Source organism: Halolamina pelagica (assembly GCF_001307315.1).
GTDB lineage: Archaea > Halobacteriota > Halobacteria > Halobacteriales > Haloferacaceae > Halolamina > Halolamina pelagica_B.
Genome location: NZ_LGUC01000001.1, coordinates 1,636,090 through 1,654,863, shown reverse-complemented (window position 1 = coordinate 1,654,863; position 18,774 = coordinate 1,636,090). Strand labels below are relative to the sequence as shown.

The 18,774-nt window shown below is 69.4% G+C and carries 13 protein-coding genes and 8 pseudogenes; 13 read left to right on the top strand and 8 right to left on the bottom strand.

Features of this window, described 5'->3' with window-relative positions:
- Window positions 1–92: 92 nt before the first annotated feature.
- Window positions 93–1,301, bottom strand: a complete 1,209-nt coding sequence (gene lhgO, locus SY89_RS08735) for an L-2-hydroxyglutarate oxidase (RefSeq protein ID WP_054583927.1) — start codon at window positions 1,299–1,301, stop codon at window positions 93–95.
- A 103-nt stretch (window positions 1,302–1,404) separates the two neighbouring features.
- On the opposite strand from lhgO, the gene SY89_RS08730 reads away from it, so the two are divergent.
- The 10 genes and pseudogenes from SY89_RS08730 to argF all read left to right on the top strand — a co-directional run bounded on the left by SY89_RS08730 (window position 1,405) and on the right by argF (window position 12,040).
- Window positions 1,405–2,628: an aminotransferase-like domain-containing protein gene (locus SY89_RS08730; protein ID WP_054583926.1), complete on the top strand. Its 1,224-nt coding sequence runs from the start codon at window positions 1,405–1,407 to the stop codon at window positions 2,626–2,628.
- A gap of 280 nt (window positions 2,629–2,908) precedes the next feature.
- Window positions 2,909–4,140 (top strand): annotated as a pseudogene (locus SY89_RS08725) (argininosuccinate synthase).
- Window positions 4,141–5,621 (top strand): annotated as a pseudogene (gene argH / locus SY89_RS08720) (argininosuccinate lyase).
- 230 nt (window positions 5,622–5,851) lie between these two features.
- Window positions 5,852–6,016 (top strand): annotated as a pseudogene (gene lysW / locus SY89_RS15930) (lysine biosynthesis protein LysW); the annotation flags it as partial.
- 4 nt (window positions 6,017–6,020) lie between these two features.
- Window positions 6,021–6,926 carry a lysine biosynthesis protein LysX gene (lysX, locus tag SY89_RS08715; protein ID WP_054583925.1) on the top strand — a complete coding sequence of 302 codons (906 nt, stop codon included), beginning with the start codon at window positions 6,021–6,023 and terminating at the stop codon, window positions 6,924–6,926.
- On the top strand, window positions 6,923–7,972 hold the full coding sequence (gene argC / locus SY89_RS08710; RefSeq protein WP_054583924.1) for an N-acetyl-gamma-glutamyl-phosphate reductase: 1,050 nt from the start codon (window positions 6,923–6,925) through the stop codon (window positions 7,970–7,972). Before lysX ends, argC begins: the two co-directional genes overlap by 4 nt.
- Complete coding sequence (locus tag SY89_RS08705) at window positions 7,969–8,862, top strand: acetylglutamate/acetylaminoadipate kinase (RefSeq protein WP_054583923.1); 894 nt, start codon at window positions 7,969–7,971, stop codon at window positions 8,860–8,862. Before argC ends, SY89_RS08705 begins: the two co-directional genes overlap by 4 nt.
- Window positions 8,859–10,000, top strand: a pseudogene (locus SY89_RS08700) (aspartate aminotransferase family protein). Before SY89_RS08705 ends, SY89_RS08700 begins: the two are co-directional and overlap by 4 nt.
- Before the next feature lie 26 nt (window positions 10,001–10,026).
- Window positions 10,027–11,101: pseudogene (locus SY89_RS08695) on the top strand ([LysW]-lysine hydrolase).
- 13 nt (window positions 11,102–11,114) lie between these two features.
- Window positions 11,115–12,040 (top strand): annotated as a pseudogene (gene argF, locus SY89_RS08690) (ornithine carbamoyltransferase).
- Between the two features lie 95 nt (window positions 12,041–12,135).
- Here argF and SY89_RS15925 read toward each other — a convergent pair.
- Together SY89_RS15925 and SY89_RS08675 are read right to left on the bottom strand one after the other, a co-directional pair.
- Window positions 12,136–12,860 (bottom strand): annotated as a pseudogene (locus tag SY89_RS15925) (creatininase family protein).
- A gap of 146 nt (window positions 12,861–13,006) precedes the next feature.
- A pseudogene (locus tag SY89_RS08675) lies at window positions 13,007–13,938 on the bottom strand (acetamidase/formamidase family protein).
- A gap of 131 nt (window positions 13,939–14,069) precedes the next feature.
- Between SY89_RS08675 and SY89_RS08670 the strand changes: the two are divergent.
- Complete coding sequence (locus SY89_RS08670; protein ID WP_049981479.1) at window positions 14,070–14,264, top strand: cold-shock protein; 195 nt, start codon at window positions 14,070–14,072, stop codon at window positions 14,262–14,264.
- Between the two features lie 35 nt (window positions 14,265–14,299).
- On the opposite strand, the gene SY89_RS08665 is transcribed toward SY89_RS08670, so the two are convergent.
- Both SY89_RS08665 and SY89_RS18400 read right to left on the bottom strand, forming a co-directional pair.
- A complete protein-coding gene (locus SY89_RS08665; protein ID WP_054583920.1) occupies window positions 14,300–14,725 on the bottom strand; it encodes a hypothetical protein in 426 nt (141 codons plus the stop codon).
- Window positions 14,722–14,838, bottom strand: coding sequence for a hydrogenase maturation nickel metallochaperone HypA (locus SY89_RS18400; RefSeq protein WP_239685563.1), 117 nt, complete (start codon window positions 14,836–14,838; stop codon window positions 14,722–14,724). Before SY89_RS18400 ends, SY89_RS08665 begins: the two co-directional genes overlap by 4 nt.
- Window positions 14,839–14,936: 98 nt before the next feature.
- On the opposite strand from SY89_RS18400, the gene SY89_RS08660 reads away from it, so the two are divergent.
- Entirely contained in the window at window positions 14,937–15,404 is a 468-nt protein-coding gene (locus tag SY89_RS08660) for an erythromycin esterase family protein (RefSeq protein ID WP_054583919.1), read from the top strand.
- Between the two features lie 12 nt (window positions 15,405–15,416).
- On the opposite strand, the gene SY89_RS08655 is transcribed toward SY89_RS08660, so the two are convergent.
- Window positions 15,417–16,250, bottom strand: coding sequence for an aldo/keto reductase (locus SY89_RS08655; protein ID WP_054583918.1), 834 nt, complete (start codon window positions 16,248–16,250; stop codon window positions 15,417–15,419).
- A 78-nt stretch (window positions 16,251–16,328) separates the two neighbouring features.
- Here SY89_RS08655 and SY89_RS08650 point away from each other — a divergent pair, with 78 nt between their 5' ends.
- Window positions 16,329–17,534: a CaiB/BaiF CoA transferase family protein gene (locus SY89_RS08650; protein WP_054583917.1), complete on the top strand. Its 1,206-nt coding sequence runs from the start codon at window positions 16,329–16,331 to the stop codon at window positions 17,532–17,534.
- 23 nt (window positions 17,535–17,557) lie between these two features.
- Here SY89_RS08650 and SY89_RS08645 read toward each other — a convergent pair whose 3' ends face one another.
- Both SY89_RS08645 and SY89_RS08640 read right to left on the bottom strand, forming a co-directional pair.
- Window positions 17,558–18,124, bottom strand: coding sequence for a hypothetical protein (locus tag SY89_RS08645; RefSeq protein ID WP_054583916.1), 567 nt, complete (start codon window positions 18,122–18,124; stop codon window positions 17,558–17,560).
- Window positions 18,121–18,690 (bottom strand): DUF7344 domain-containing protein, encoded by a 570-nt coding sequence (locus SY89_RS08640; RefSeq protein ID WP_054583915.1) that lies wholly within the window; start codon window positions 18,688–18,690, stop codon window positions 18,121–18,123. The genes SY89_RS08645 and SY89_RS08640 overlap by 4 nt, the downstream gene beginning before the upstream one ends.
- Between the last annotated feature and the right edge of the window lie 84 nt (window positions 18,691–18,774).

The following is an 18,774-nucleotide window of genomic DNA, read 5'->3' as shown; positions in this document are numbered from 1 at the left end:
CCGAAGACCCGGTATCGGCCGAGGTGGCGGCCTCGGTGTCGACCAGCGGCAGGTCGCCGCCTAACCGGTCCTCGACGGGTGATTCGGGCCCTTCAGGCATCGTGTTTGTCGGCGATGGTCTCCGCGATGTGTTCACCGAACGGCAGCGAGGAGGTCATCCCCGGCGAGACGGCGTTGAGAACGTGGACGGCGTCGTCGCGCTCGACGAACAGCGGGTCCTTCACGAGCTCGCCGTCGTCGCTCACCAGTTGGGCGCGGATGCCGGCGTAGCTCTTGTTGAGGTCCTCGCCGCGCACGTCGGGCACCAGCCGCTGGGAGGCCTCGACGAACTTCGACTTCCGGTAGGACTTGTTGAGTTCGTCCCACGCGACGCCGAGCATCTTCCTCGAAGTGAGTAGCTTCCGGAACCCCTCGTAGGTGAGCGTCTCGAACAGTTCGGCGGGGTTCAGGTCGGTGTTCTCGTACGCCTCGCGCCCGAACGCGAGCACGGCGTTGGGCCCGACGATCACCTTCCCGTCGGCGCGTCGAGTGTAGTGAACGCCGAGGAACGGGAGTTCCGGGTCGGGCGTCGGGTAGATCATCGTCTCACAGAGCTCGGCGCGTTCGGGCCGGACTTCGTAGTACTCGCCGCGGAACGGGACGACCTGGTACTCCTCGCCGACGCCGACCTGGTGGGCCAGCGTGTCCGCGTGGAGCCCGGCGGCGTTGACGAGCATCGACACGTCGAACTGGCCGTTGCTGGTCTCGAGGCGGTAGCCGGCAGGTGTCCGTGTGAGCTGTTGGACCTCGTAGCCGGTGTACAGTGTCACGCCCAACTCCCGGACCTCCTTGGCGAGCGCGTAGACGTACTGTTCCGCGTCGACGGAGGCCGCTTCGGGCGCGTACAGCGCCGCCTGCCCCTCGGCGTACGGTTCGTGCTCCCGGATCGCCGCCTGGGAGTCGAGGCGTTCGTAGGCGACGCCGTTTGCGTCGGCCTGGTCGGCCAGCTCGTCGAGTCGGCGCGCCTCGTCGTCGTTCTTGGCGACGACGAGCACGCCCCACTCCTCACAGGGGATGTCGTGGGCGTCGCAGTACTCCTTCATTCGGGCCGTGCCCTCGGTGGCGAAGCGGGCTTTCTTCGACCCCGGCGGGTAGTTGAACCCCGGGTGGAGGACGCCGGAGTTGCGGCCGCTCTGGTGGCTCGCCAGGTGGTGTTCCTTCTCGAGGACGGCCACGTCGAGGTCGGTCGCCGCCGCGAGATGTTTCGCGACCGAGAGCCCGACGCAGCCACCGCCGACGATGGCGACGTCGTGGCGCATCATGGCCGTGGCTAGCGACAGGGTGCGCATATAGTTGCTGCTCACCCACCCAGTCACCGCTTTCCGCCACGGGTGGCTTTATCCCGCGGCGCCGACGACTGCCTCCATGGCCGAGCAAGCGCGCGACGAGCGGTTCGACCACCTGTTCGCGTCGACGGTGCGCGATCGTCTCGACGGCGGGCGGTACGGCGGCAGTGCCTCGCCGGCGGCCGAGGACGCGGTCCCGCTGACGTACGGCTTCCCCTACCCCGAATCGTTCCCGACGGCCGAACTCGTCGCGGCGACCGAGACCGTTCTCGAAGAGGAGGCGGCCGACGTGCTGCAGTACGGTGGCGGCGAGTACGCCGAACGCCTCCACGACGGGCTGTTGGCCCGGGAACACGACCGCGGCATCGACGCCTCGCGGGAGGAGCTGATCGTCACGAACGGAGCCACCTACGCACTGGACGCCATCGCGTCCACGTTCGTCGACCCCGGCGACGAGGTGCTGGTCGAGTCGCCGACGTTCGTCTGGAGTCTCTCGGTGCTGGACAACCGCGGCGCCGAACTCACGGGCGTCGCGCTCGACGACAACGGGCTCGATCCCGACGCGCTGGAAGCGACCCTCGAAGCCCGCGAGGCCGCGGGCGAGCCGACGCCGAAGCTGCTGTACACGATCCCGGAGTTCCAGAACCCAACCGGGGCGACGCTCACCCGCGAGCGCCGCGAGCGCGTACTCGAACTCGCCGCGGAGTACGACTTCCTGATCGTCGCCGACGACGCCTACGGGGAGCTCCGCTTTGCGGGCGAGTCGCCGCCGCCGCTCGCGGCGATGGACGACTCGGGCCGGGTAATCCGAGTCGGGACGGTGTCGAAGACGATCGCCCCCGGCGTGCGAACGGGCTGGATCGTCGCCGCCGAGCCGCTGGCCGAGCAGATCGGCACCATGGTCGCCGGCGGCACGAACACGTTCACCCAGAGCGTGCTCGGGCGCTACATCGACGCCGGCCACTACGGGCCGACGCTCGAGCGCCTGCTCGATGGCTACGAGAAGCGACGCGACGCGATGCTCGACGCGCTGGAGCGCCACCTGCCGGCGGGCTCGTCGTGGACCGAACCCGAAGGCGGGTTCTTCCTGTGGGTCACGCTCCCCGAGGGCGTCGACGCCGAGGAGATGCTCCCGCTGGCTGCCGAGGAGGGCGTGACGTACCTCCCCGGCGAGCGGTTCTTCGTCGACGATTCCGGGCGCGGAACGCGCTCGGCGCGCCTCTCGTTCAGCCACTGTTCGCCCGCGGAACTGGACGAGGGGATCGCGGCGCTTGCGCGCGCGACCGAGCGGTATCTCGATTAGCGTCGACGAAACATCTATGTCCTCGCGGTTCACAGCATCACTCGTGATTCACGCGACCACCGCCGTCGACGGCACGTCCGCCGTCGACACCGCTGTCGGTGCCGTCCGACAGCGACGGGTCGCGTTCCGGCCGCGGGCCGCTTAGGCCCAACTCCACCTCATCCCCCAGTACCGTTTCGCCGTTGTTTACCACTGCTTCGTCCGGGTAGCGTGTCGTAGCACAATTTCTTACAAACTTGAGAACGCTGTATTTATCTGGTAGCGGCCGTCAGAGTGGTGTATGACGAAAGTCGCGCTCGCGTTCAGCGGTGGACTGGACACCACCGTCTGTGTCCCGCTACTGAAAGAGGAGTACGGCCACGACGAGGTGCTGGCAGTCACCGTCGACGTGGGCCAGCCCGAAGCAGAGTTCGCGGAGGCCCGCGAGACCGCCGACGCCCTGGGGCTGGATATCCACGTCGTCGACGCCACCGAAGCGTTCGCGTCGCTCTGTTTCGACTCGGTGCGCGCGAACGCCACCTACCAGGGCTACCCGCTCGGGACCGCGCTGGCCCGCCCAGTGATCGCCGAAGCCATCCTGGAGGTCGCCGAGGCCGAGAACTGCGACGCGATCGCCCACGGCTGTACGGGGAAGGGAACGACCAACTCCGCTTCGAGACCGTCTGGCGCGGCTCCGACCTGGAAGTGATCGCCCCCGTCCGCGAACTCGGGCTCACCCGCGAGTGGGAGGTCGAGTACGCCGCCGAGCGCGACCTCCCGGTCGAAGCCGGCAACGAGGGAACCTGGAGCATCGACACCAACCTCTGGTCCCGTTCCGTCGAGGGCGGCGACCTCGAAGACCCGAGCCACGTCCCCAGCGAGGAGATCTACGAGTGGACCGATACCCCAAGCGGCGGCGAGGCGCTCGTCGAGGTCGAGTTCGACGAGGGGTACCCCGTCACGCTGGACGGTGACGAGCTCGACCCCGTCGACCTGATCGAGGAGCTCAACGAACTGGCGGGCGCCCACGGCGTCGGCCGCACCGACATGCTGGAGGACCGCATGCTCGGCCTGAAAGTCCGCGAGAACTACGAACACCCGGCGGCGACTGTCCTCCTGACCGCCCACGAGGCGCTCGAACAGCTGGTGTTCACGAAGCCCGAGCGCGACTTCAAGCCCCAGATCGACCAGCAGTGGGCCGAACAGGCCTACCGCGGGCTGGTGTTCTCCCCGCTGACGGAGAGCCTGAACGGCTACCTCGACGCCTCCCAGGAGAAAGTCACCGGGACGGTGACGGTGAAGCTGCAGGGCGGACACGTCCGCCCTGTCGCCCGCGAGTCCGAGTACGGCGTCTACTCCGAGAACGCCGCCTCGTTCAACACCGAGACCGTCGACGGCATCGAACAGGCCGACGCCACTGGCGTCGCGAAGTACCACGGCTTCCAGGAGCGCTTGGCCAACGATGTGGCCGAGAAGGCGGTAACCGAGGCCGACCAGGAGAAAGCGACGCTCTCCACCGACGGCGGGGCGTAGATGTCGGAGGAGTCCAGCGGGGCCGCGGAGACCGTGATCCGCCGCGAGCGCTTCGCCGGCGGCCCCGCGCGCTCGTTCATGTCGAGCCTCGACGCCGACGCCCGCATCTTCGCGGCGGACCTCGCGGTCGACCGCGCCCACACGGTGATGCTGGCCGAGCGGGGGATCGTCGGCGCCGACGAGGCCGCGGCCATCCTGGACGCGCTCGATGCGGTAGCCGACGCGGGCCACGACGCGCTCCCCGACGGTGAGGACGTCCACGAGGCGATCGAGTCAGCCGTCGTCGACGCGGTCGGTCCAGTCGGGGGAAGATGCACACGGCGCGCTCGCGCAACGACGAGGTCGCGACCTGCATCCGCTACCGCTTCCGCGAGGACCTGCTCGACACCGCCGAAGCCAGCCTCGACCTCCGCGCGGCGCTGCTCGACGCGGCCGCCGAGGAAGCGGAGACCGTCGTCCCGGGGTTCACCCACCGCCAGCACGCACAGCCGACCACCGTCGGTCACCTGCTCGCCTCCTACGCGGGCGCCGTGGCCCGCGACACCGAGCGCCTGCTCGCCGCCTTCGAGCGCACAAACCGCTCACCGCTCGGGAGCGCCGCGTTCGCCGGCACCACGTTCGACGTGGATCGCGAGCGCACCGCGGGCCTGCTCGGCTTTCACGACGTGATCGAGAACGCGGCCGACGCGGTGACCGCACGGGACTTCCTCATCGAGGGCTGTGGTGCGTTCGCCGCGCTCTCGGCGACGCTCTCGGGGCTGGCGACCGACCTGATCGAGGGCGCGAAGGACGGCCACGTCGATCTCGACGACGCGTACGCCTCCACCTCCTCGATCATGCCCCAGAAGAAGAATCCCGACTCGCTGGAGCTGGTCCGCGCCGTCGCCGGCGACGCCGGCGGCGACCTGACGGGGCTGCTCACGACGCTGAAGGGGCTGCCCCGCGCGTACAACCGCGACCTCCAGCGCGCCACGCCGCACGCGTGGGACGCCGTCGACATCACCACGGAGGCGACCGAAGTCACCGCGGGTGCGGTCGCCACCGCCGAGTGGGACGCCGAGGCCTGCGCGGCCGACGCCGGTGCGGGCTTCTCGACCGCCACGGGCGTCGCGGACGCGCTCGCAGCCGGCGGACTCCCGTTCCGTACCGCCCACGAACTGGTCGCGGCGGCCGCCGGCGAGATCGACGACAGCGCGACCGTCGACGAGCAGGTCGACGCGGTCGACGCCGCGGCCACCGACCGACTCGACGAGTCGCTCTCGGCGTACGTCGATCGCGAGACGCTCGCGGCCCTGCTCTCGCCCGCTGGCAGCGTCGCCGCGCGTGACTCCCGTGGCGGCCCCGCGGCGTCGGCGCTCACCGAGTCGCTGACCCGCCTGCGCGACGCCCACGACGAACACTCGTCGGCCGTCGACGCCCACCGCGAGTCGCTCGCAGCCGCCGAGGATCGCCTCGCTGCGGAGGTGCGCGAGTATGCCTGAGGGGGCCTGCACGGTCTCGCCGACGCCACTCCCGCGCCCGCAGCCCCGGCTCCGGCGGCGGGGTCGGCGGCCGCGGCCCACCCGGGCCATGACTCACTTCGCGCCGTCGCGGCCGGTTTGCCGCGCGGCACCGATTCGTCCGAAACCGCCGACTAGAGTGCCCTATACATTTATTTTGCAAAACTAGAGTAGATGGATTAAAGTACACCCCTCGCCTCTCTCGGGGTACGATGCCAGAAGCAGACTGCGTAACCTGCGGCGACAGCGTTGCACTGCCCGACGACGTGGAGATCGGCGAGATCGTCGACTGCGGGAGCTGTGGCACCGAACTCGAAGTCGTGGGCGTCGATCCCGCCGAACTGGCGAAGGCGCCCGAGCTCGCAGAAGACTGGGGGAGTGATGGAGGTCGGTCTGCTCTACTCCCGCATTCGCCCGGACGAGAAGCTCCTGCTGACGGCGCTTCGCGAGCGGGGGCACGAGGTCCACAAGGTCGACGTGCGCGAGGTGACGTTCGGCCTCGACGCACCGCCGGAGCCGCTGGGCGACTGTGACGTCGTCCTCGACCGCTGTCTGGCGACTTCGCGCTCGCGCTACGCGAGCCGGTTCGTCGACCACTACGACCTGCCCGTGGTCAACAGCCCCGAGACGGCGACGCTGTGCTCGGACAAGGTCGAAACCTCCCTCGCGCTCTCGGCGGCCGGGATCCCGACGCCCGAGACCACCGTCGCGTTCACGACCGAGGCAGCGCTCGACGCGATCGAGGCGTTCGGCTACCCCTGCGTGCTGAAGCCTGTCGTCGGGTCGTGGGGCAGACTGATGGCCAAACTCGACTCCCGCTCGGCCGCCGAAGCCGTGCTCGAACACAAGGCGACGCTTGGCCACTACGAGCACAGCGTGTTCTACGTCCAGCAGTTCGTCGAGAAGCCGGGGCGTGACCTGCGCATGCTGACGCTCGACGGCGAGCCGGTGGCGGCGATGAGCCGCAGTTCGGACCACTGGCTCACCAACGCCGCCGCGGGCGCGGAGACGAGCGCGTTCGATCTCGACCCCGAGGCGGAGCAACTGGCCCACGAGGCCAGCCAGGCCGTCGGCGGCGGCCTGTTGGGCGTCGACCTGATGGAGCTGGGTGGCGAGGGCGCCGATGCCGGCTACACCGTCCACGAGGTCAACCACACCGTCGAGTTCAAGGCGCTCAACGCCGCGGTCGACGTGGACGTGGCGGCGGCGGTCGTCGACTGGCTCGAAGCGACGGTCGCGGGTTCGGACGCCGCGAGCGATGCCACGCCGGCGGAGGTGGGGCCGTGACGCTCACCGCGAGCGTCGTCGGCGCCTCCGGCTTCGCGGGCGGGGAACTGCTCCGTCTGCTCTCGGGCCACCCCGAGTTCGAGCTTCGCCAAGCGACCTCCCGTGAGTACGAGAACCGCACGGTGGGGTACGTCCACCCGAACCTCCGCGAACTCGACCTCCGTTTTTCGGATCCGGCCGACCTCGAGTCCGTCGACGCGCTGTTCGCGGCGACGCCCCACGGCGTCTCGATGGGGAACGTCGAGCAGTATCTCGCTGCCGCCGACACCTTGATCGACCTCTCGGCGGACTTCCGCCTCGGCAGCGAGGCGGCGTACGACGAGTGGTACGACGGGCACACGGCGCCGGCGTATCTCGACGCGGCGACCTACGCGCTGCCCGAGTTGAGCCGTGACGGGCTCGCCGACGCCGACATCGTCGCCGCCGGCGGCTGCAACGCGACAGCGACGATGCTCGCGTTGAAACCGCTTCTCGACGCCGGCCTGCTCCGTCCGTCGGACCAGGTCGTCGCCGACCTCAAGGTGGGCTCCTCGGAGGGCGGCGCCGGTGGCGGCGCGGCGTCGTCACACCCCGAACGCTCGGGCGTCGTCCGCCCGTACGCGCCCACGGGTCACCGCCACGAGGCGGAGATCGAGGAGCAACTCGGGCTCTCGCTTTCCTTTACGGTCCACGCGGTGGAGATGGTCCGCGGCGCGGCGGCGACCTGCCACACGTTCCCGACGGGCGGCACCGCGGCCGACGGCGGCATCGAGACGCCCGAACTCTGGAGCGCTTACCGCGACGCGTACGAGGCGGAGCCGTTCGTCCGTCTGGTCGCTGGCGGCGGCGGCGTCTACCGCTACCCCGAGCCGAAAGCGGTCGCCGGCACCAACCTCGCGGAGGTGGGCTTCGCGGCCGACGGCGAGCGGGTCGTCGCCTTCGCGGCCATCGACAACGTGATGAAGGGGTCGGCCGGGCAGGCCGTCCACGCCGCGAACCTGGCGTTCGGCCTCGAGGAGACAGCGGGGCTGACGCAGACGGGACTGCACCCGGTGGGATCGCCATGAGCGAGTCCAACGCCGCGGTCGACCCGGGACAGCCGCCGTTGGTGGTCAAGATCGGCGGCGCGCGTGCGGTCGATCCGGCTGGCGTGATCGAGGACGTGGCCCACATCGTCGCCGCCGGCCGCGAGGTCGTCGTCGTCCACGGCGGCTCGACGGCCGTCGACGACACGCTCGAAGCGATGGGGACGGAGCCGGAGTACGTCGAGACGCCCGCGGGCGTCTCGGGGCGCTTCACCGACGCCGAGACGATGGACGTGTTCTCGATGGTGCTCCCCGGGAAGCTCAACACCGAGCTGGTGACCGACCTCCGCGCGGCGGGGGTCAACGCCGTCGGGCTCTCGGGCGTCGACGGCGGCCTCCTCACGGGCCCGCGCAAGTCGGCGGTCCGCATCGTCGAGGACGGCAAGCGGAAGATCCGCCGTGGCGACCACGCGGGCAAACCAGAGTCGGTCAACGGCGATCTCCTGTCCAGTCTGCTCGCCGACGGCTACGTGCCGACCGTCTCGCCGCCGATGCTGGCCGACGACGACACCGCCGTCAACGCCGACGCCGACCGGGTGGCTGCGCTGCTTGCCGCGGCGATCGGGGCGGAGTTGGTGCTGCTGACCGACGTTGACGGCGTCTACGGGGATCCGGACGATCCCGAGACGCTCATCGACGAGGCGTCGACGCCGGCCGAGTTCGACACCGTCGAAGCGGCCGCGACGGGGTTCATGAGCCGCAAAGTTCACGCCGCCGAGGAGGCCCTCGCCGGCGGCGCCACGGGCGTCGTCGTCTCCGACGCCGGGCTCCGCAAGCCGCTGCTCGGCGCGCTCGACGGGCACGGGACGTGGATCGACCCGGCGGCCGTCGTCGACTCCGCCGGCGACGGAACTGGGGGTGAGTCGGCGTGAGCGGCGAGGGGTTCGTGTTCTCGGAGAAGCCCATCACGATCAAGCACGGCGAGGGCGCCACGCTCACGGCTACGGACGGCACCGAGTATCTCGACTTCGGCGCCTCCTACGCCTGCACGCCGTTGGGACACTCGCCGCCGGCGGTCGTCGACGCGATCAGCGAGCAGGCCGAGGAGCTACTCTACGTGCAGGGCTCCTACCCGGTCGCGACGCGCACGGCGCTGGAGGCGGAGTTGGCGGCGGTCGCGCCCGGCGACCTCTCGAAGGTGTGGCTCCCGAACTCCGGCACCGAGGCGAACGAGGCAGCGCTGAAGTTCGCCCGCTCCGCGACGGGGCGCGAGAACGTCGTCGCCACCAAGCGCGCCTTCCACGGCCGCACGCTCGGCGCGCTCTCGTTGACCTGGAAGGAGAAGTACCGCGCCCCGTTCGGTCCGCTCCCTGGCGGCGTGGAGTTCGTCCCCTACGGCGACGCGGCGGCGCTCGCCGCCGCCGTCGACGACGAGACGGCGGCCGTCTTCCTCGAACCGATTCAGGGCGAAGGCGGCGTCCACCCCGCGAGCGTCGACTACCTCCAGACTGCTCGCGACGTGACCGAGGACGCGGGCGCGGCGCTGGTGCTCGACGAGATCCAGACCGGACTCGGCCGCACGGGGACGATGTGGGCGTGCGAGTCGGCGGGGGTCGTGCCGGACGTGCTCACGGCCGCGAAGGGCGTCGCCTCTGGCCTCCCGCTGGGGTGACGCTCTGTGCGGACTGGATCGCCGAGGGCGCCGGGAACCACGGCTCGACGTTCGCCGGTAACCCGATCGTCGCCGCCGCGGCTGGCGCCACCCTGGCCGGGATTCAGTCCCGCGACGTGCCCGCGAACGCGGCCGCCGTGGGCGAGTACCTGCGCGCGGAACTGGGCGCGGCCGTCGACGCCCACGACCTCCCCGTGCGCGAGGTGCGCGGCGAGGGGCTCATGATCGGCGTCGAGGTCAAGCGCGGTTCGATGCGTGTGCTGCGCGACTTGGCGATCGAGGAGGGCGTGCTCGCGCTGCCCGCGGGGCGCTCGGTCGTGCGGCTGCTACCCCCGCTGATCATCGACGAACAGCACGCCGACAGCGTCGTCGAGAGCCTCGTGGAGGTGCTCTCGTGAGCACCGACCGCGACGCAGCCGGCGAGATTCTCGGCGCCGCCGACGCGCTCGACACGCCGGCACGCGAACTGCTCGCCGAACTCGTCGCCATCCCCTCGCCGTCGGGGAGGAAGGCACCGCCGCAGCCCACCTCCTCGCGTTCTTCGAACAGCACGACCGCGAAGCGTGGATCGACGATGTCGGTAACGTTCGTGCGCCCGGCGACGACTCGGTCCTGCTGACCTCACACATCGACACGGTGCCTGGCGAGATCTCGGTCCGCGTCGAGACGGGGGATGCCGACCTCGGCGTCCCCGGCCCGGTGCTCTGGGGCCGCGGGAGCGTCGACGCGACCGGCGCGCTGGCGGCGATGGTCGTCGCGGCCGTCGAAACTGGCGCCTCCTTCGTCGGCGTCGTCGGCGAGGAGACCGACTCCCGCGGCGCGCGGTACCTGGTCGAGGAGCGCGACGCCCCCGAGACGGTGATCAACGGCGAACCCTCGGGCTGGGACGCGGTCACGCTCGGCTACCGGGGCATCGTCGGCGGCGAGTACACCGCGACGACGCCGGCGAGCCACGGCGCACGTCCGGAGGCGAACGCGATCGACCGGGCGACCGCGTGGTGGGAGCGCGTTCGCGGGGCTGTCGACGACGCGAACGCGGATGCAGAGTCCGGTGGCTTCGACACCGTCACCGCCACCGCCGAGGCAATCGAGGGCGGGCTCAGCGCCGACGGCGCAGCCGTCACCGCCTCGATGACCGTGCGGTTCCGCGTGCCGCCGAGCGAGACCCCCATTTCGGTTCGCTCGCTCGTCGACGACTGCTGCCGCACGGGCACGGTTTCCTGGGGCCAGTCGATCCCGGCCCACGTTGCCTCGCCCCGCGGCACGCTTCCGGCGGCGGTCAGGGGGCGATCCGCGACGCCGGCGGCGAGCCGACTCACCTCCACAAGACCGGCACCGCCGACGCGAACCTCTACGCCGACGCGTGGGGGGTGCCGGTGGTCACGTACGGCCCCGGCGACGCCGCGCTCGACCACGCGCCGGATGAACGCCTGCCGCTCGCCGCGTTCGACCGTGCCGTGACCGTGCTGGGTACCGCCTGTGCACAGCTCACCGACTGACCGACTGAAACCGATGTACGACAACGACACCGAACCCACGTTCCCGACGGATCTCCTCACGATCGACCAGCTCTCGCCCGCGGCGCTCCAGCGACTCCTGAACCGGTCGGCCGCGATCAAGGCCGGCGAGGAGGCGGGGCGGCTGCCCGATCGGACCGTGGCGATGGTGTTCGAGAACCCCTCGACGCGCACCAGAACCTCCTTCGAGGCCGGCGTGACGCAGTTGGGCGGTCACCCGACGTTCCTCGGTCAGGACGACATCCATCTGGGCCACGGCGAGCCGATCAAGGACACCGCCCGCGCGCTCTCGCAGTACGTCGACACCATCGTCGCGCGCCTGCACAGCCACGACGACCTCACGGAACTGGCCGCCTACGCCGACGTGCCGGTGGTGAACGCCCTGACCGACGAAGCCCACCCCTGTCAGACGCTCGCGGACCTGTTGACGCTCCGTGAGATCGCGGCCGAATCGGGGGCGCAGCTCGACGATACAACGCTCGCGTGGGTCGGCGACGGCAACAACGTCGCGCGCTCGCTCGTGGTCGGCTGTGCCCTCGCAGGCGTGGAACTGCGCGTGGCGACGCCCGCGGGGTACGGCGTCGACGACGAGGCCATCGCCGCCGCCCGTGCTGCCGGGGGCGAGCCCGCGCTGTTCGACTCCCCGAGGCCGCCGTCGCCGGCGCGGACGCCGTCTACACTGACGTGTGGGTCAGCATGGGCGAGAGCGCGGAGAAGCTACCGGCGTTCGAGGGGTTCCAGGTCGGCGAGGAACTGCTCGCCGGCGACACGAAACTGCTGCACTGCCTCCCCGCCGAGCGCGGCCGCGAGGTGACCGACGGCGCGCTGGAGAGCGAGCAGTCGGTCGTCTGGCAGCAGGCTGGCAACCGGATGCCGACCCAGCAGGCGCTGTTGCTGGAACTGCTCGACCGCCGTCGGTAGCACGGGCCCCCACCAGACCGTCTGAACCACGAACGGTGGACTGTTCCACGGTCGTGTGCATCAACCAGCGTCCGCACCGATTAGCCCCCCGTCGATCAGATCGACTGCCGTTCGGCCTCGATGTGGTCCACGTACGCCTCGACGACCCGCTCGATGATCGTTTCGCCGGCTTCGGCGGTCGCTTCGGTCGGGTCCCCGAGCACGCCGTTTTCGGTGATCGACCGGAACCCCTCGCTGAGGAGGCGTGCGGGCGAGAAATCCCCCTCCGGGCCGGGTTCGAACTGATCCTCCCTGACGAGCCCCTCGTCGATGGCCATCACCATCGCCGTCTCGGCCGCCCCGGCGTGGATCACGTCTTGCTCGTACTCGACACCGGCCTCGGTGAGTCCCTCGTTCAGTAGCTCCATGTGTTCGTCGAGGTCGGCGAGGGTGATCACGGCAGCCTCGATCTCCCGGGCGATCTCGGGCGCGACGGTTTTTACGGGGCCGAAGTTCCCTCCGTGAGTCGGGGCGAGGACGATATACTCGAACCCGTGATCGTCGAGGGAGCGACAGTACGACCGGACGAGGTCCATCAGCGTCTCGGGGGGACGGTGATCGTCCCCGGGAACTCCATGTGGTGTCCCGAACAGCCGGGACGGATCGTCGGGGCAGCGAGCGCGTCCCCCAACGCCGACGCGATGCGTCGAGAGAGCTCGTCCCCGTCCAACGTGTCCATATTCAGCGGCAGGTGTGGGCCGTGCTGTTCGATCGAGCCGACGGCGACGATCGCCGTGCGCGTGCCGGCTTCGAGTGCCGATTCGACTTCCGGCCATACCATCTCCTCAAGGAGTGGTGACCCGCGAGAAGACATGCGTCTGCCACTGACCTGCCGGATTTGAAAAGGTTGTGGGGCGTCCGTCGTCGGTCCATGCTCTGCCGGCGCCGAATCCGGAACTGTCCCTCGCCAGTGGACGAGCCCGCAACTCAGAACGGCGACGACACGTGCTCGCTCGGGATCGCGTTCCGTACCGTCACCAGCGGGTCGACGACCTGGGAGATCTCCAGCCCCCGACGAGGCTGCCGAACGTGTGGGCCTCGGTCGGACTGTAGCCGTGTTCCTCCGAGAGCAGCTTCATCGCGTCCTTGTGGGCCAGCTTGGTCGCCGCCTCCATCGTCTCCGCGCTGGCGACCGTTTTCCAGTGGTCACCCGTGTCGATCAACGGTCGCTCGAGATCAAACTCGGGGTCGAAGATCACGTCGAGGGTCACGTCCACGTCGGTCGCGATCTCCGCGCCGGTGCCGCACATCTCGCCGTCGGCCATCACCGCCTTCGAGTCGCCCATGGCGAGCATCGCGCCCGACTGGAACACCGGCAGGTAGAGCACCGACCCAGTGGTCACGTCGTTGGTGTCGAGGTTGCCGCCGTGATCGTGCGGGACGAGCGTCGTGTAGCTCTCTTCGGCGGGTGCGACGCCGATCGTGCCGATGCAGGGGTCCGCCGGGATCGATCGCTCGCCGAACCGTACCCGCGGGCGGCCGTCGTCGTAGTTCTCCCCGTCTTCGACGGGCGTGATCCGGGTAAACGGCGCCTCGACGTCTTCGTCGTCCTGCATGAGGCCGAACCCAGGGGTGGTGACGACGCGACCGTGATCCTCCGCGAGCCGCACGTCCTCGATCTCGACCCGGAGTACGTCGCCGGGATCGGCGCCCTCGACGGCGACGGAGCCCGTGGCGGCGTTGACCTCCTCGGGGATCTCCTCGAGCAGGTCGTCGTCCGTCTGGATCGCGCCGTTCAAACTGTCCCGCGTCTCGAAGGTGAGGCTGGTGTTGGGCTCGACCGTTCGGACCGGCTCCATCTCGGGCGCGAACTCGTAGACGACGCCGTGGGTATCGTCGCTAATGGTCTCTCTGGCCATACGCGTGGGTCGGCTCCTGTGAGCAAAAAGGTCCGCCCGGCAGCCGGTGGGAGTGTGGCGTGAGGAGAGACCGTGCTACTGACCCACACATATTTATCCGAGCACACGGAATTAGGGAACCGGAGATAGCGATGGCGACAGGCAAGGTTGCGTTCTTCAACGACACCGGAGGGTACGGCTTCATCGAGACCGAGGACGCGGACGACGACGTGTTCTTCCACATGGAGGACGTCGGCGGCCCCGACCTCGAGGAGGGCCAAGAGGTGGAGTTCGACATCGAACAGGCAGACAAGGGACCGCGCGCGACGAACCTCACACGGCTGTAGTCGCGCCGGCAGCGACTCCACTTTTCGACGCCAGCTCACCCCAAGTAGCTGACCGTCACCTCGTGGCCGTCGTCGCCGCCCGCGCCGGTCGGGAGCGTGATGCGGTCACGGAGGCGCTCCGAGATCGTCTCCCGCCACCGCGCGACCGCCCGCCCGTGGGCTTCACGGTGGCGTTCAACGTCGTAGGAGCCGTGCTCCCGGAGCCGGTCCGCCGTCTCGTCGACGCGGGGAAACGGGGGCGGATCGGCGACGAACGTCGACGGCTGTACGTGGATCTCGCCCTGGCCGGGCGCCGTGTCGGCGACGTGGAGGCGGGCCCGCATCCGCCCGGAGAACGGCGCCACGACGCGGAGAACCGCTGGCTTGCGGCCCCGCTCGCGGGCTTCGAGCGCCGTCACCACGTCGTCGCGGTGGACTGCCAGCGAGCGGATCCGCCGCGGGTCGGCCGACTCGTCGCTCACGCCTCCGGCCGCTGCCGGTCGAGCTCCCCGCCGCAGTCGGGGCAGACCGCACGGTAGGAGCGGTTACTCACCGTCCGGGCACACTCCGCACAGACAAACTGGGGGCCGACCATTGACTCGGACTACGGGGCTCGACATTGGTAAATGTTGTCGCGGTATGCGATCACGTTCCCCCCTGCCGTTCATGGGTCGTTGGCGACATCGGGGCCGTATGGGTCCCGCCGCTCGCCTCCGAGCGTTCCGGGAGCACGTTATCCCGCTCGACTCGGCGCCGCTGTGCGACCGGACAGCACCGGAGGGCCCGAGGACGTCCCCGCCCGCGCTAGCACGGTCGCTTGCAGACGCCAGTCTCGTCGGCCTCGGCGAAGCGACCCACGGCACGCGGGAGTGTTTCGAGCACAAGGACCGGCTGATTCGCTCCCTGGTGACCGAATGCGGCGTCCGGACCGTCGCGTTCGAGGTCGACGCCGCCGCAGCGACGGTACTGGACGCGTTCGTCCGGGACGGGAGCGCGCTCTCGACAGCCTCTGCGGACGCGGCGGCGGCGCTGGCCGAACTCGACATGTGGCAGTGGCGGACAGAGTCCGTCCGCGACCTGCTCGAGTGGCTCGAGGCGTTCAACACCGGACGTGCGCTGTCGGCGCAGGTCCGGAACGCCCCCTCGGTCGACCACGCGTGACTATCGGCTCGCTCAGAAGGGATTCCGGCGCATGATCGCGGGGCTGAGGTTGTAGAGCCGCGTTCGGAGCCCGGGGGTGAGCGCGTCGATCCGTTCGACCTCCGCGGCCGAGAGTTCGAAGTCGAACACTGCCAGGTTCGCTTCGAGATGACTGCGGCTCGACGCTTTCGGAACGGCGACGACGCCGTCCTGCTGGACGAGCCACCGGAGCGCGACCTGCGCCGCCGACTTCCCGTATCGGCCGCCGATCTCGGCCAGGACGTCATCGTCGAGCACCGCACCCCTCGCGAGCGGGCTGTACGCCGTCAGTGCCACGTCGTGCTCCCGACAGACGGCGCGCAGTTCAGACTGATCGGTGTACGGGTGGGAGAGGACCTGGTTGGCGACGATCGGGCTGTCGGCGACCCGAACCGCGTCCCGGAGCTGCGAGGCCGTGAAGTTGCTGACGCCGAGGTGGCGGACCTTGCCAGCCTCCCGGAGTTCGGTCATCGCGGTCAGCGTCTCCTCGACCGGGATGCGGGGATGGGGCCAGTGGATCAGGAGCAGGTCCAGGTAGTCGACGCCGAGATCCGCGAGGCTCGACTCGACGGAATCGATCACGTCGTCGTGTCGGAGGTTCGTACGCCACACTTTCGTGGTGAGGAACAGCTCCTCCCGGGGAACGTCGGCGGCGTCGATGGCCCGTCCCACGGCGGCCTCGTTCTGGTACATCTGTGCGGTGTCGACGTGTCTGTAGCCGAGATCGAGCGCGGTCCGGACGGCATCGACGCACGCCCGCCCCTCGTTCTGCCAGGTTCCGAGGCCGATCTTCGGGATGCGTGCGCCGCCGGCGTCGACGTACTCCATATCGGCGCTGTGGATGACAGCGAGAAAACAGTGCCGGAAAACGGCGCCACTAAGGCGCTGGCCCGCTCGGGTCGTGCCATGAGCGACGATCCGACCGGCCCGCTCGACGGTGTCACCGTGCTCGACGCCTCGCGCGTGCTCGCCGGCCCGTTCTGCGGGATGCAGCTCGGCGACCTGGGTGCCGACGTGATCAAGGTCGAACGCCCCGACGGCGGCGACCAGACGCGACACTGGACGCCGCCGGCGTTCGGCGACGAGGTCGCTTCGTACTACGCCAGCATCAACCGGAACAAGCGCTCGATCACCCTCAACCTCACCACCGAGGCGGGCCGCGAGACGTTCCGCGACCTCGCCGCGGAGGCCGACGTGGTGCTGGAGAACTTTCGGGTGGGGAAAGCCGCGGAGTGGGACCTCGACTACGAGACGCTCAGCGAGCGGAACCCGGGGCTGGTGTTCTGCTCCATCACTGGCTACGGCCAGTACGGCCCCAAAGCCGAGCGCCCGGCGTACGACCTGATGATGCAGGCCGAGGGCGGGATGATGAGCATCACCGGGGAGGAGGGCCGCCCGCCGGTTCGCGTCGGCGTCGCCGTCGCCGACCTCGCGGCGGGGATGTACGCAACGCAGTCGATCCTGGCAGCACTGTTCCGCCGGGAGTTCGCAGACGAGGGCGGGGACCGCATCGACGTGGCGCTGTTCGACGCGCTACTGGGCTGGCTCAGCTACATGGCGACCGACGGCTTCGCCTCCGGTGAGGCACCCGAACGGATGGGCTCTCGCCACCCCAACATCGCACCGTACCAGGCGTTCGAGACCGCCGACGGCTACGTAGTCGTCGCCTGCGCGAGCCAGGCTATCTGGTACCGACTCTGTCAGGCGCTCGACCGCCCGGAGCTCGTCGACGATCCGCGCTTCGAGACCAACGAGAAGCGCGTCGCCAACCGAGACGAACTAGAGTCGATCCTGACCGAGGCGTTCGCCGAGAACACGGTCGACGAAGTCGTCGACCTGCTCCGGGCCAACGACGTGCCGGTCGGGCGCATCCGGGACGTGCTCGAGGCGTTCGACGACCCCCAGGCCGAGGCGCGAGGGATGCGCCAGCGCGTCTCCCACCCGACTGCCGGCGAGATCGAACTGCCGGGGTCGCCGATGCAGTTCGAGGACTACACCGCGGCCGCGCGCCGCCACCCGCCGCTGCTTGGCGAGCACACAGAGACGGTGCTCGCGGAACTGGGGTACAGCGACGAGGAGATCGAACGGTTGCAGGAAGAGGGCGCGGTCTGAAAGGGAGGGGCACCGGTCGGTGTTCAGTCGTCAGGTTCCGGCGTCTCTGTCTTTTCCTCGTCAGGTTCCGGCGTCTCTGTCTTTTCCTCGTCAGGTTCCGGCGTCTCCGTCTTTTCCTTACCTTGTTTATCGCCGTCCGCATGGGCCTCGCCACCAACTCCATTCGTCTTGCAGGTCGAGCGATCCTGAACCTCCGCGTTCACGGTCGCCTCCAGCCCGTCGGACACCTCGACAGTTACCACCTGGTCACCGAAGGCGTTGTTGAACGTGTGTGAATCGCCCGAATCTAGCGTTACCTCGGGATTTAACGCGGACTTGTTCGGATGGGCGGAGTCGCTCCAACTGATCCTGTCGACGGTAAACTGTTCGGAGAACTGGTTGGTGACGGTGACCTTCACCGGGTTCGCGCCGTTCTCGTTACCGTTGTCCTTCTCGCAGACGGAGACACCAACGTACGCGTTCTCGGAGTCGACGACGGCGACCGAGACGCCGCGGTCGGCGCTGACGCTGGTGAAGCCGAAGCTCCCCGTGACGAGCATCGACGCTGCCGTTACCGCGAGCAGCACACTGACCGCGCGCTGGTAGTTCATTCTTGCCTGAGTTCGGGTGGTTTGTCCGTCTCGCCGATACGCTGGCCGCGTGCGTAGTACGTGTGCGCGACTGCAGAGACGGCGAACATCGCGGTGAGCGCCGTCATCCACGCAACGTCAGGGAAGATCGCGAACGGCCAGGCGTCGAGCCAGACCGCCGCCGTGAGCGTGGCGGCGACGCCTGAGAGCCCGAGGTAGTAGACGCTCCAGGGGATCTCGTTGCCCTGCACGACCTCCATGTACACCTCGATGTCGTTCAGCGACTCCGTCGGCTCGACCAACCCTCGGTCCTTGTTGAACTTCACGATACCCGCGTCGTCCATCATCGGGAGATGCGACTGCTGGAGCGCCGTGTACACGCGCTTGCGCTCCTCGTAGGACACCTCCTCTACGTCGACGTCGTACTCCCAGGCGGCGACCTGCTCCGCGACGTCGCCGATCTCTGCGGCGCCGTTCGTTTCCTCCAAGGCGTGGACAGTGTACCGGCGACGGCGGTTCGAGAGCACCTCGAACAGCTCGTCGTCCGAGATGTTCGGGGACTCCCCGTTGATCGGCCCCGAGCCCACCTCGCCGGCAACCTCCCCATTTTGCCGACTCTGAGTTGAGGATGACACATATAGAGTGTTAGTTTAGTGCCACATAAACACTAG